We start from the raw sequence: 12785 nt of genomic DNA on the forward strand, positions 1-12785 counted from the left end.
GAGCACTGCCGTGCCTGGAGAGAATCTCACCCGTATCGAGGCGCAGGAGCGCAAGAGCATTCTGGACGTGTCGTCCTACCTGGTCGACCTCGACCTCACCCGCGGTGACGAGGTCTTCGGCAGCACGACCACGGTCGCGTTCACCGCGACCGAGGGCGCCTCGACCTTCATCGACGCGTTCACACGCACCGTCCACTCGGTGACGCTCAACGGCACCGAGCTCGACCCCGCCGCGGTCAGCGACGGCATCCGCATCCAGCTCGACGGCCTCGCCTCGTCGAACGTGCTCACCGTCGTCGCCGACGCCGAGTACACCAACACCGGCGAGGGCCTGCACCGCTTCGTCGACCCGGTCGACGGCGAGGTGTACCTCTACTCGCAGTTCGAGGTGCCGGACAGCCGGCGCGTCTTCGCGGTCTTCGAGCAGCCCGACCTCAAGGCGACGTTCCAGTTCACGATCACCGCGCCGGCGCGGTGGCAGATGGTGTCCAACTCGATCACGCCCGAGCCGACCGTCGACGGAGAGGTCGCCACGTGGGCCTTCGAGCCCACCGCCGTCATGTCGAGCTACATCACCGCGATCGTCGCCGGCCCGTACGACGTCGTCCGCTCGTCGCTGACCTCGTCGGACGGCCGCGAGATCCCCCTCGGCATCTTCACGCGCAAGTCGCTCTCCGAGTACATGGACGCCGACTACATCTTCGAGAAGACCCGCCAGGGCTTCGCCTACTACGAGGAGAAGTTCGACTACCCGTACCCCTTCGACAAGTACGACCAGCTCTTCGTCCCCGAGTTCAACGCGGGCGCCATGGAGAACGCCGGCGCGGTCACCTTCACCGAGACCTACGTCTTCCGCAGCAAGGTCACCGACGCCATCAAGGAGCGTCGCGTCGTCACGATCCTGCATGAGCTCGCGCACATGTGGTTCGGCGACCTCGTCACGATGAAGTGGTGGAACGACCTCTGGCTCAACGAGTCGTTCGCCGAGTGGGCGTCGACGATCTCGACGGCCGAGGCGACCGAGTGGACCGAGGCGTGGACCACGTTCCAGGCCATGGAGAAGAGCTGGGCCTACCGCCAGGATCAGCTGCCGTCGACCCACCCCGTCGTCGCCACGATCAACGACCTCGAGGACGTCCAGGTCAACTTCGACGGGATCACCTACGCCAAGGGCGGCTCGGTGCTCAAGCAGCTCGTAGCCTGGGTCGGCATCGACGCCTTCTACGCCGGCGTCGCCGCGTACTTCAAGAAGCACCACCACTCGAACACCGAGCTCTCCGACCTCCTGGCCGAGCTCGAGGTCACGAGCGGCCGCGAGCTGACCTCCTGGTCGAAGCTCTGGCTCGAGACCGCCGGCGTCAACACCCTCCGGCCCGAGATCGAGACCGACGCCGACGGCGTCATCACCTCGTTCGCGGTGATTCAGACCGCCGCCGCCGACTACCCGACCATCCGCCCGCACCGCCTCGCGATCGGCCTCTACGACCTGCAGGGCGACGACCTCGTCCGCAGCCACCGTGTCGAGATCGACGTCGACGGCGAGCGCACCGAGGTGCCCGAGCTGGTCGGCCTCCCCAAGGGCGCGCTCGTCCTGACGAACGACGACGACCTCGCCTACGCCAAGGTCCGCCTCGACGAGGGCTCGCTCGCGACCGCCATCGAGCACCTCGCGAAGATCCACAACCCCCTCGCCCGCGCGATCGTCTGGGGTTCGGTGTGGGACGCCACCCGCGATGCCGAGAGCCCGGCATCCGACTACGTGAAGCTCGTGCTCGCCAACATCGCCAGCGAGACCGAGTCGACGACGATCCGCACGACGCTGACCCAGCTGACCCAGGCCGCCCGCAGCTACGTCGCACCGTCGAAGCGCGCTGAGACGATCACGGCGGTGGGCGACGCACTGTGGGCGCTGGCCCAGTCGGCGCAGGCCGGGTCCGACGCCCAGTTCCAGTTCGTGAAGTTCTTCGCGAACATCGCGTCGACCGACGCTCACGGCGACGCCCTCCAGGGCCTCGTCGACGGCACGGTCACGCTGCCGGAGCTGACGATCGACACCGACCTGCGCTGGGAGCTCCTCGAGGGCCTCGTGCTCGTCGGCCGCGCCGGCGCCGCCGAGATCGACGCCGCGCTGGCTGCCGACAACACCGCCAACGGCGCTCAGGCCGCTGCACGCGCCCGCGCGACCATGCCCACCACCGAGGGCAAGCTGGCGGCCTTCGCCTCGATCGTCGACTCCGACGACCAGCCGAACGCCATCGTGCGCGCCACCGCGATGGGCTTCCAGCACACGAACGACCCGGAGATCCTCGAGCCGCTCGTAGCCCGCTACTTCGACTCGCTCACCGGCATCTGGGAGAGCCGCAGCTACCACATCGCGGACACGCTGGTGTCGGGCCTCTACCCGGCGGGTCTCGCGAACGAGGCCCTCGAGTCGGCGGCAACGACCTGGCTCGACGCGAACCCCGAGACGCCGGCTCTCCGTCGCATCATCAGCGAGAATCGCGCCGGCACGGAGCGTGCGCTCAAGGTCCAGGCCGCCGACAGCTAGGCGGTCAGGTCGAACGGACGACGGCGGTGCTCTTCGGAGCACCGCCGTCGTCGTTCACCCGTTGCATCGTTCAGCCGCGGCGTCGTTCAGCCCGCACCGAAACGCCGCCTCGTAGCATGGGGCGAATGGTTACCCTTCCTCTCGCAGCCGCGACCGACCTCTCCAAAGACGCCTCGACGTTCTGGGGCATGTGGGGCGTCGCCATCACCGTCGCCGGGATCATCGTGGGCGCGATCATCCTGCGGGTCATCATCCACTTCGTGATCCGGCGGGTCGTCGACCAGGTCGTCAACGGTGTCAAGAGAAAGCAGAACATCGACGACACGCAGGCCCTCGACTCGCCCCTCAAGGCCGTCCGCGTGGTGCAGCGCACCCGCACGCTCGGCAGCGTCCTCAACAACATCGCATCGGTCGTCATCATCCTCATCGCTTTCACGAGCATCCTGAGCGAGATCGGCGTCTCCGTCGTCGGCGTGGTCAGCGCAGCCGGGGTCATAGCGGCCGGCCTGGCCTTCGGCGCCCAGAACGTCGTCAAAGACCTCCTGAGCGGCCTGTTCATGGTCTTCGAAGACCAGCTCGGCGTCGGCGACATCGTCGACGTGCAGCTTGCCAGCGGAGTCGTCGAGGCCGTCGGTATCCGGGTCACGCAGATCCGGGACGTGAACGGAACCCTCTGGTTCGTGCGGAACGGCGAGATCCTGCGCGTCGGCAACATGTCGCAGGGCTGGGCACGCGCCATCATCGACACCGCTGTGCCGAACGGCTCCGACATCGATCTCGTCGAGTCGATCATCCTCAAGACCGCCGTCGACCTGAAGGCCCAGCCGCGCTGGAAGACCCGCATGCTCGAGAAGCCCGAGCTCTGGGGCATGCAGTCGATCTCGGACTCGCACGTCATCGTGCGCCTCGCCGTCCGGACGCGCTCGGCGGAGCGGGACAACGTGGCTCGCGAGCTCCGCATCCGGCTCAAGAAGGCCTTGGAGGCCGAGGGGATCAGCCTTCCGTCGCTCTCGAGCGTGATCCTGAGCGGCTTCGACGAGGCCAACAGCATCAAGGGCGCCCGCCCGGTCGAGACGCAGCCGACCCCCACTGTTCCGCGAGCACGCCGAGCACCGCGTCGACCGAGCACCCCGACGGCTCCGCCGTTCGATGGTCCGGGAGACAATCGAGCATGACCGACGAGACCCCCCGCCCCCTCATCCAGCCGATCACCGTCCGCCGCGGACTCGGCGACCACGACGTGCAGGGCAACTTCTGGCAGAAGGTCGGCGGTCGGCCCACGTTCGAGAAGCTGGTCCGTCGCTTCTACGAGGGCGTGCAGACCGACGAGGTCATCTGGCCGATGTACCCGGCCGACGACCTCGAGGGTGCGATTCAGCGTCTCACCGGCTTCCTGGAGCAGTACTGGGGCGGCCCGACGACCTACAGCGACGAGCGCGGCCACCCGCGGCTGCGCATGCGCCACGCGCCGTTCCCGATCACACCTCTGGCCCGCGAGCGCTGGCTCGTGCACATGCGGGCAGCGGTCGACTCGCTCGAGCTGTCCCCGCTCGACGACGCGACGCTCTGGGGGTACCTCGACCGAGCCGCGCACGCGATGACCAACACGGCCGGCGAATAGAGCTCGTCCCGGCCACGGCCACGAGAGCGGCGTCGGTCAGCCGACGTAGCCCGCCCGCAGCTCGTCGACGAGGCGGGGGCTGCCTGGGCGCCAGCCCAGCACGTCTCGGGCGTGCGCAGCAGAGGCCACCTGGTCGGCCAGCAGGGCGTCCGCGTAGGCCGATCCGAGCCGAGCCCTCGACTCGTCGGCGGACTCGTCGATGACGGGCCGACCGTGTGCCGCGGCCTCGGCGAGCTCGCGGACCGTCGACTGCTCGTCTGACACGGCGAAGACGTAGTCGTCGTCGGCCGCGGCCTCGAGTGCGAGCACGTAGAGCTCGGCGAGGTCGTCGACGTGCACGAGAGTCCAGCGCTGAGACCCGTCGCCCGGCAGGCGCACCTCCTCGCCGCTCATGAACTCGGCGGGGATGCCGCCGCCGTGCCCGTAGACGATTCCCGGGGCCACGATCGTCGTGCGGACCGGGGCCCGGCGAACGGCCGCCTCGATGGGGATGCGCCACCCCGAGATGGTCTCGGGACGCATCGGGCTCGACTCGGTGAGGTCGTCGCCCGCGCCGAAGACCCAGACGCCCCCGGTGTGAAGGTACGGCCGGTCGTCCTCCGCGAACTCGCGCGACACGATCTCGACCAGCGACTCGTCGAGGGCGGCACTCGACGAGTCGCCCGTCGCGGCCGTGTGGACGACGCCGGTGCTCTCGCGCACGAGCCGGGTGAGGAGGTCGAGGTCGGTCGCGTCGCCGACGACGGCGGTCGCACCCGCCGCTCGGACGGCCTCGGCCTTCGCCTCGGACCGCACGAGGGCGGTGACGTCGTGATCGCGAGCCCGGAGGGCGCGGAGGACGGCCGAGCCGATGTACCCGGTCGCACCGGTGAGGAGAACTGCCATGGCCCCACGGTAGCGGGGGCCGCCGACACCCGTCAGAGCAGGCCCGACCTCCGCTTGACGAGCACGTGGCCTCGGCTGGTGCTCAGGCGCGTCCACGCTCCGACGACGAAGACCCGCGCGGGTTCGTCGTCGACGAGGAACCCGAGTGTCAGAGCGGCGAAAGCGGCACCCGCAGGAACGTCGGAACCCTCGACGGGCCTCGACCACACGCCCGACCGCACCCTCTGCACGATCTGCTCGCCTGTCCCCGCCGGAATGACGCCCGCGACCTCCTCGATGCCCGCCTTGGCGACGGCCTCGAGGGTGGCCGACTCGAGCGCGGTCTGCGCGGTCCATCCGCCCCGGGGCGGAGAGATCGCAGCCCACGACGCGGTGATGACCGACGGCGGCAGCGACACGACGACCGGCGCCGTCGGGTCGACGATCTCGTTCTGCAGACGCACCAGGCGCTCGACGACGCTCCGCAGCGACACGACGGCATCGAACGTCGACTCGGCCGCCAGGGCGTAGGTGCGGAGGCCGAGCACCGTCGGGCTGGTGTCGAGCAGGCCGGCAGGGCTGAGGACGCCGACGTAGGCGGCGAGGACTCCCCCGGTGCCGATGAGGCGCACGGCACCGTCGTCGACGGCGGAGGCCCGCGCGAGGAAGGTGTGGAGATCGTCGAGCGAGAGGGAGTCGGGAAGTGCGAAGTCGGTACTCATGAGCGATCTAAACTACCGCTGATGACCGACACCGCGCCTGTCGGCGGCACGCCGACCGACCCCCTCGACGACCTCCTGCGAGCCTTCGACCTCACGCCGGGCGACGCTCCCGACACCTTCGACGGGCCCAGCCAGTGGATGCCGAACGGCCGCGTCTTCGGCGGGCAGGTTCTCGCCCAGTCTCTGATCGCCGCCGCGCGGACCGTCGACGGCGCGCGGCTGCCCCACTCGCTGCACGCGTACTTCCTGCGCGCAGGCAAGGTCGAGCACCCCGTCACGATCCGGGTCGACCGCAGCCACGACGGTCGCTCGTTCGCCTCGCGGCGCACCGAGGCCCTGCAGAACGGCGCCGTGATCATGACGACGATGGCGTCGTTCCAGAGCCTCGACGACGGCATCGACCACCAGATCGACCCTCCGGCCGGCCTGCCCGAGCCCGACTCGCTGCCGACGATGGCCGACTCGCTCGCCGGGATCGCCCACCCGGCCGCTCAGTTCTGGGCCCACGGCCGCCCGTTCGACATCCGGCACGTGCCGTCGCCGATCTTCCTCCGTGTCGACGGAGCCCACGTCGCCCACCAGGCGCTGTGGATGAAGACGGTCGGGCCGCTCGGCGACGACGAGCTCGTGCACCGCGCGGCGCTGGCCTACGCGAGCGACCTCGGGATCCTCGAGCCGATCCTGCGCCGTCACGGAGTGCCGCTCGCCACGCGCGAGATGAAGATAGCCAGCCTCGACCACGCCATGTGGTGGCACCGGTCGGGGCGCGCCGACGAGTGGCTGCTGTACGCGATGGAGTCGCCGACGGCGCAGGGCGGCCGCGGCCTGTCGACCGGGCGCTTCTACGACCGGTCGGGGACACTGCTGGCGAGCGTCGCCCAGGAGGGCATGGTGCGGGTGCCGGAGGGCATAAGCGACTAGCCGCTCGCGTGCGCCGCCCGCCGCGCACCCGCCGTCGAACCTCAGGTAAGGACAGGGAGAGCGCACACGAGAATCGCGCCCTGTCGGTGACAGCCCGGCAAGGAGGGCGCGGAGTTCCTGCGCCCGCCACGAGGACGTCTAGTGCGGGAGTCCTCGAGAACGACCGCGATCGAAAGCTACCGGCGCCGGAACTGGAGCGGCTCGTCGACGAACGGCGACCACGCCGCGCGCTCGGCGTCGTTGATCCGGCGCGGGCGCTGGGTCGTGGCATCGACCAGCACGAGCGTCGAGGCCGCACGGGTGTGCAGGACTCGAGGCTCGACGCCGACCGGCGAGAACACCTCGTAGAAGATCTCGAGGCTCGCACCGCCCATGTGGCCGATCCAGAGCTGGATGTCGAGCGGCTGGCGCGTGTACGCGATCGGTGCCAGGTACTCGACCTCCTGGCGGGCGATCAGCGACCACGTCTGCGTGCCGGGGCTCGAGTCGAGGATCGCGGTCGCCCCGTGGTCGCCGGACTCTTCGCCCGCCGACCAGAACGCCTGGATGCGTGCCTCCTCGAGGAGGTGCAGCATCTCGGCGTTGTTGACGTGGCCGTAGGCGTCGAGGTCGCCCCACCGCAGGACGGTGGGCACCTGAAGGCGGGCCACGCCTAGTCTCGCGTGAGCTTGCGGTAGGTGACGCGGCTCGGCTTGGCTGCGTCGGCGCCGAGGCGCTCGACCTTGTTCTCCTCGTACGCCTCGAAGTTGCCCTCGAACCAGTACCAGTTGGCCGGCTTCTCGGGGGTGCCCGCGTAGGCGAGGATGTGCGTGGCGATCCGGTCGAGGAACCACCGGTCGTGGGTGATGACCACGGCGCAGCCGGGGAACTCGAGCAGCGCGTTCTCGAGGCTGCCCAGGGTCTCGACGTCGAGGTCGTTGGTGGGCTCGTCGAGCAGCAGCAGGTTGCCGCCCTGCTTGAGCGTGAGCGCCAGGTTGAGGCGGTTGCGCTCACCACCCGAGAGCACGCCGGCCTTCTTCTGCTGGTCGGGGCCCTTGAAGCCGAACTGCGAGACGTAGGCGCGCGACGGGATCTCGGTCTTGCCGACCTGGATGTAGTCGAGGCCCTCCGAGACGACCTCCCAGAGGTTCTTGTTCGGGTCGATGCCGCCGCGGTTCTGGTCGACGTATGAGATGTCGACCGTCTCGCCGACCCTCAGGTCGCCGCCGTCGAGGGGCTCGAGACCGGTGATGGTCTTGAAGAGCGTCGTCTTGCCGACACCGTTCGGGCCGATGACTCCGACGATGCCGTTGCGCGGCAGGGTGAACGAGAGGTTGTCGATCAGCACGCGGCCGTCGAAGCCCTTCTCGAGGCCCTTGGCGTCGATCACCTGGTTGCCGAGGCGCGGACCCACGGGGATCACGATCTCTTCGAAGTCGAGCTTCTTGGTGCGCTCGGCCTCGGTCGCCATCTCTTCGTAGCGGGCGAGGCGGGCCTTCGACTTGGCCTGGCGGCCCTTCGAGTTGCTCCGCACCCACTCGAGCTCGGACGACAGGCGCTTGGCGAGCTTGGCGTCTTTCTTGCCCTGGATGTTGAGACGCTCGCCCTTCTTCTCGAGGTAGGTCGAGTAGTTGCCCTCGTACGGGTAGAGGCGTCCGCGGTCGACCTCGGCGATCCACTCGGCGACGTGGTCGAGGAAGTACCGGTCGTGGGTCACGGCGAGGACAGCGCCGTGGTACTGGCTCAGGTGCTGCTCGAGCCAGAGCACGCTCTCGGCGTCGAGGTGGTTGGTGGGCTCGTCGAGCAGCAGCAGGTCGGGCTTCTGGAGCAGGAGCTTGCAGAGCGCCACGCGGCGCTTCTCACCACCGGAGAGGTTCGCGATCTGAGCGTCGCCCGGCGGGGTGCGGAGGGCGTCCATCGCCTGCTCCAGCTGCGAGTCGAGGTCCCAGGCGTCGGCGGCGTCGATCTCTTCCTGCAGGCCGCCCATCTCTTCGAGCAGCGCGTCGAAGTCGGCGTCGGGCTCGGCCATGGCCAGCGAGATCTCGTTGAAGCGGTCGATCTTGCCCTTGATCGGGCCGACGCCCTCCTGGACGTTCTCGAGCACCGTCTTCGACTCGTCGAGCTCGGGCTCCTGCATGAGGATGCCGACGGTGAACCCGGGGGTGAGCTTCGCCTCGCCGTTGCTGGGCGTGTCGAGGCCCGCCATGATCTTGAGGATCGTTGACTTGCCGGCGCCGTTCGGGCCGACCACGCCGATCTTCGCGCCGGGGATGAAGGACATCGTCACATCGTCGAGGATCAGCTTGTCGCCGACCGTCTTGCGAGCGCGGACCATCGAGTAAATGTATTCGGCCATGAGCACCAGTCTATTCGGGGTTGCAGTGAGGGTTCGCCGGGGCGGATGCGGGCCCGGTCGACGAGCAGGCTCCGGAGCGCTACCAGTCGATCGCGCGGGTCGTGCCGACGAGGCACTTGCCGGTGGACAGCACGGGAGCCGTGCCGCCCGAGAAGCCCGCGGTGCCGACCTGCCCGAGGAGGCAGACCTTCTTCTTCCAGAGCACCGAGAACTCGATCGAATCGACCGTCCGGCCGATCGAGGTCGTATCGGGCGTCAGCTCCATCGACGCCTTCGAGAAGCCGGCCGTCGTCAGCGTGTCGACGACCGTGCGGCCGTCCGGGTTGTCGTTCTTCGCGAGCAGCTGCTTGATCGTGCGATCGAGCAGCGTGTGGGCCTCCGCCGACGTGAGATCGGCCGAATAGGTCGGCACAGCGCTCGGTGTCGGGGCCGAGATCGCACTCGACGAGCCGGTGGGCGGCGACGTGGTCGTCGGGTCGACTGTCTGCTGACCCGCGGTGCAGCCGGCCACTCCGAGGGCGACGGCCGCGGCGACAGCCGCAAGGCCAGCCGTGCGAGCGCGCGAGAGTCGAAGAGCCACGTTCCGAGTGTACGGGGGCGGGCCCCGCGCGCCTCAGAACGGCTGCTCGTCGTCACGGGGCGCACCCCAGTCGGAGGCGGAGGCGGGGTCGGCGGGCGGCGCGGACGGGAAGGCCGACGGCGGCTCCGCGCCCGGGCCCGGCGGGGTGGGGGTCGTGGCGGCGGCGGGATCGGCGGCGGAGTCGGGTTCCTGCGCCTGCGGGTGCTCAGAGGGAGACGCCTCGGGGCGCTGCATGCGGCTGAAGGTCGTGGTGCCGAACAGCAGGTCGGGGCCGAGCGACTCGGCATCCACTTCGACGGCCGTGCCGCTCTTGCCGTCTTTCTCCCACTGGCGGATGCGGAGGCGGCCGGCGACGACGACGCGGTCGCCGACGCCGAGCGAGGCCCCGGCGTTGTCGGCGAGCTGCCGGAATGCCGTGACCGTGTACCAGTTGGTCTCGCCGTCGACCCATTCGTTGCGCGACCGGTCGAACCGGCGCTGGCTCGACGCGAGCCGGAAGCGCGCGATGCTGATGCCCGAGGGGGTGCGGAGGCTCTTGAGCTGGGTGGCGATGGTGCCGGTGAGCGAGATCGTGTCTGTCATGGATCAAGCGTCGCCGGACGCGACGACGGCCGACGGGATCCGATCCGATCTGTGGATGAATCGGGCCCGTCGGCCGCCTGTGGAGAAGGATTCGCCGTGGAGTCGATCAGTGCTCGCTGAACTCCGGACGGTCGACACCCGGCCCGAGCGCCGCGTGGACGGCGCTCTTGGCGATGTCCAGCGTCGGGAACGCCCCGTGATACGCGCCTTCGGACGACATCCGGATGGCGAAGCCGTCGTCGGTGCGGTGGATGGACCCGACGACGCCGGCGGGACCGAATGCGACCCACGTGGGGCTGGTGGTGCTGGTGCTGCTGCTGCTGCTGCTGCTGCTCATCATTGAGCTCCTTACTGTGTCGGGCGCGGCCCGATGCCGCGCCTCAGGAGGCGAGTACGTACTTGCCGTACGACTTGCGGATCTTGTTGACCTTCGGCAGCGCGACGGCCAGGCAGTAGCCCTGGCCGGGGTTCTTGGCGAAGAAGTCCTGGTGGTACTCCTCGGCGTCGTACCAGTCGCCGAGCGGCTCGAGGGTCGTGACGATACCGCCGTCCCACGCCTCGGACGCGCGCTCGAGCGCGGCCTCGAAGACGGCCTTCTGGGCGTCGTCGGTGTAGAACATGGCCGAGCGGTACTGGGTGCCGACGTCGGCGCCCTGGCGGTTGAGCTGGCGGGGGTCGTGCAGCGTGAAGAACACGTCGAGAATGACGTCAGCCGGGATCGCCGACTCGTCGAAGGTGACCTGGACCGCCTCGGCGTGGCCGGTCGAACCGGTGCAGACGGCCTCGTAGCTCGGGTTCGCCGCGACGCCGCCGGTGTAGCCCGAGACGACGTCGGAGACGCCCTGCAGCGAGCGGTACACCGCGTCGAGACACCAGAAGCAGCCACCAGCGAGCGTGAAAGTCGTCATGCGTCGAACCTACTCTCCCTCGCCTGCTCTTCGAATGTCGGTGGTCGCACGTATGTTCGAACCGTTCCCACCAGGCGGCCGGCAGACAGCGAGAAGAGGCACCCATGACCACCATCGAATTCACCACGACGACTCCCCAGGGCGCATACGCGACGGCGCCGGCCGTCTCAGCTCCAGCCGGGGCCGACGTGCACAGCCTCTCCGAGGTTCGCAGCGGGCTCAAGCTCGTGCAGCTTCACGACGGCCTCGTACGGGTCACCCGGCCGACAGGCGAGGTGCTCGGCTACGTCGAGAGCTTCCAGCACCCCGACGGCGAGCGGTTCCGCGCCAAACGCTTCCTGCCGCGCCAGCGCCGCTTCATCGAGATCGGCGAGTTCTGGAGCCGCTCCGACGCGACCGACTGCTTCCGCTTCGCCTGATCCCCTCGTCGCTTTCGGGGTACAGGGCCGATCCAGCGCAGGAACTCGGGGCGGTCGCCTAATCGCGACACCGCGGCCTCCGTTCCCCGCCACCGGGGTACGAATGGGCTAGCCTGCGCGGCATGAACTGGTTCAACAGCGCCATCGACTGGATCTCGTCCGCCGACGGAACGCGGGTCATCACCACCACGGTCCTTCCCTTCGTCGCGATCGTCGTCGCCGGCATCGTGGCAGCCTTGATCGGCCGCGGAATGTCGAAGCGCATCCTCGACGTCCGGGAGCGCGAGGCCAAGGCGGCGACCGTGACGTCACTGGTAGCCGCCGCGCGCCGCTCGGTCGACTGGTCGACGCTCGGAACCGATGAGCGCTCGCACGCGACACTGCTCGCCGACGAGGCCGGCATCCGTCTCCGGCTGCTCCCGGTCTCGGGTGCGGGCCTCGCTGCCGCCTGGTCGGAGCACGAGATCGCGTCGATCCGTTCGAACTCGGCCACGTTCAGCTTCCAGTCGCAGCAGACCTTCGCCGACGTGCGAGACCGGCTCGTCGAGTGGCAGGCCAAGCCGAGCCGGGCGAAGCGGCTGTTCCAGGGCGATATCGAGCGATGGAAGGCGGAGGAGCCCGAAGCCGCGCCGATCGCGGCCGCCGGGCCGTCGGCCGAGGCGTCGGGGCTGTCGGCGGAGGCGTCGGGGCTGTCGGCGGAGGCGTCGGCGCGCCGCACGGACCTGCCGTCGTTCGCTGCCCCGGCGGCCGCGCCGAACCTGGCTGCCACGCCGACCGAGGCTGCCGCGCCGAACCCGGCTGCCACGCCGACCCCAGCGCCCACGCCCGGGTCCGCCGACGCGACGAGCGCCGCCCCGGTCTCCGCGGAGACGGCCACCGTGTCGGCTACGACGGCTTCCACCTCCAGTGCCGCATCCGCGAGCCCGGTCGCCGCAGACGAGCCCGCCGACCACACCGACACGGCCGAGGTCGAGCGTCTGCGCGAGCCCGCCTACAGTTCGCCCGTGAGCGCGCACGATGTGCGCCGACGCACCAGCCCGGAGGCGGCGGAGCAGCCGGCGTCCTGACGCAGGCTCGGACGACCGGCGACACCGCTTTCGCCGCAGGACACCGGCGAAAGCCGGTGTCGCGAGGCGAAAGCGGCGTCGCCAAGCCTGGGGTCCGGTGCCCTCGGCAGGAATCGAACCTGCGACCAAGAGATTAGAAGGCTCCTGCTCTATCCGCTGAGCTACGAGGGCGTCGGCGTCCACGATACCGTGCGCGCCAGGTGGCCCTCGGAATCGAG

General features: G+C 69.6%; 14 protein-coding genes and 1 tRNA gene. 6 read left to right on the plus strand and 9 right to left on the minus strand.

The window, feature by feature from the left end; genetic code table 11:
• Window positions 1–10: 10 nt before the first annotated feature.
• The 3 genes from pepN to EDF46_RS09715 all read left to right on the plus strand — a co-directional run bounded on the left by pepN (window position 11) and on the right by EDF46_RS09715 (window position 4169).
• The gene (pepN, locus tag EDF46_RS09705) at window positions 11–2548 is read left to right on the plus strand and encodes an aminopeptidase N (RefSeq protein WP_123506094.1); all 2538 of its coding nucleotides are present in this window, start codon (window positions 11–13) and stop codon (window positions 2546–2548) included.
• Window positions 2549–2673: 125 nt separating this feature from the next.
• Window positions 2674–3723: a mechanosensitive ion channel family protein gene (locus EDF46_RS09710; RefSeq protein ID WP_233579975.1), complete on the plus strand. Its 1050-nt coding sequence runs from the start codon at window positions 2674–2676 to the stop codon at window positions 3721–3723.
• Window positions 3720–4169, plus strand: coding sequence for a globin (locus EDF46_RS09715; RefSeq protein WP_123506095.1), 450 nt, complete (start codon window positions 3720–3722; stop codon window positions 4167–4169). Before EDF46_RS09710 ends, EDF46_RS09715 begins: the two co-directional genes overlap by 4 nt.
• Window positions 4170–4205: 36 nt before the next feature.
• Here the strand turns inward: EDF46_RS09715 and EDF46_RS09720 are convergent, their stop codons facing one another.
• Window positions 4206–5054, minus strand: coding sequence for an NAD-dependent epimerase/dehydratase family protein (locus EDF46_RS09720; RefSeq protein ID WP_123506096.1), 849 nt, complete (start codon window positions 5052–5054; stop codon window positions 4206–4208).
• Window positions 5055–5086: 32 nt separating this feature from the next.
• Window positions 5087–5755, minus strand: a complete 669-nt coding sequence (locus EDF46_RS09725; RefSeq protein WP_123506097.1) for a hypothetical protein — start codon at window positions 5753–5755, stop codon at window positions 5087–5089.
• Between the two features lie 21 nt (window positions 5756–5776).
• Between EDF46_RS09725 and EDF46_RS09730 the strand changes: the two genes are divergently transcribed.
• Window positions 5777–6676, plus strand: coding sequence for an acyl-CoA thioesterase II (locus EDF46_RS09730; protein ID WP_123506098.1), 900 nt, complete (start codon window positions 5777–5779; stop codon window positions 6674–6676).
• Between the two features lie 176 nt (window positions 6677–6852).
• Here EDF46_RS09730 and EDF46_RS09735 read toward each other — a convergent pair whose 3' ends face one another.
• The 6 genes from EDF46_RS09735 to msrA all read right to left on the minus strand — a co-directional run bounded on the left by EDF46_RS09735 (window position 6853) and on the right by msrA (window position 11081).
• Window positions 6853–7326 (minus strand): thioesterase family protein, encoded by a 474-nt coding sequence (locus EDF46_RS09735; protein WP_123506099.1) that lies wholly within the window; start codon window positions 7324–7326, stop codon window positions 6853–6855.
• Between the two features lie 2 nt (window positions 7327–7328).
• On the minus strand, window positions 7329–9011 hold the full coding sequence (gene ettA, locus EDF46_RS09740) for an energy-dependent translational throttle protein EttA (RefSeq protein ID WP_123506515.1): 1683 nt from the start codon (window positions 9009–9011) through the stop codon (window positions 7329–7331).
• A gap of 79 nt (window positions 9012–9090) precedes the next feature.
• Window positions 9091–9591 (minus strand): hypothetical protein, encoded by a 501-nt coding sequence (locus tag EDF46_RS09745; RefSeq protein WP_123506100.1) that lies wholly within the window; start codon window positions 9589–9591, stop codon window positions 9091–9093.
• 33 nt (window positions 9592–9624) lie between these two features.
• Window positions 9625–10173 carry a single-stranded DNA-binding protein gene (locus tag EDF46_RS09750; RefSeq protein WP_123506101.1) on the minus strand — a complete coding sequence of 183 codons (549 nt, stop codon included), beginning with the start codon at window positions 10171–10173 and terminating at the stop codon, window positions 9625–9627.
• Between the two features lie 106 nt (window positions 10174–10279).
• Complete coding sequence (locus EDF46_RS09755; protein WP_123506102.1) at window positions 10280–10510, minus strand: methyltransferase; 231 nt, start codon at window positions 10508–10510, stop codon at window positions 10280–10282.
• 43 nt (window positions 10511–10553) lie between these two features.
• Complete coding sequence (gene msrA, locus EDF46_RS09760) at window positions 10554–11081, minus strand: peptide-methionine (S)-S-oxide reductase MsrA (protein ID WP_123506103.1); 528 nt, start codon at window positions 11079–11081, stop codon at window positions 10554–10556.
• A 104-nt stretch (window positions 11082–11185) separates the two neighbouring features.
• Between msrA and EDF46_RS09765 the strand changes: the two genes are divergently transcribed.
• Window positions 11186–11500 (plus strand): hypothetical protein, encoded by a 315-nt coding sequence (locus EDF46_RS09765; protein WP_233579976.1) that lies wholly within the window; start codon window positions 11186–11188, stop codon window positions 11498–11500.
• A gap of 122 nt (window positions 11501–11622) precedes the next feature.
• Window positions 11623–12567, plus strand: coding sequence for a hypothetical protein (locus tag EDF46_RS09770; RefSeq protein WP_123506104.1), 945 nt, complete (start codon window positions 11623–11625; stop codon window positions 12565–12567).
• A gap of 98 nt (window positions 12568–12665) precedes the next feature.
• Here EDF46_RS09770 and EDF46_RS09775 read toward each other — a convergent pair.
• Window positions 12666–12738 (minus strand) — tRNA-Arg (locus EDF46_RS09775).
• Window positions 12739–12785 lie beyond the last annotated feature (47 nt).

It is taken from the genome of Frondihabitans sp. PhB188 (assembly GCF_003752365.1).
In the GTDB taxonomy this organism is placed as follows: Bacteria; Actinomycetota; Actinomycetes; order Actinomycetales; family Microbacteriaceae; genus Frondihabitans.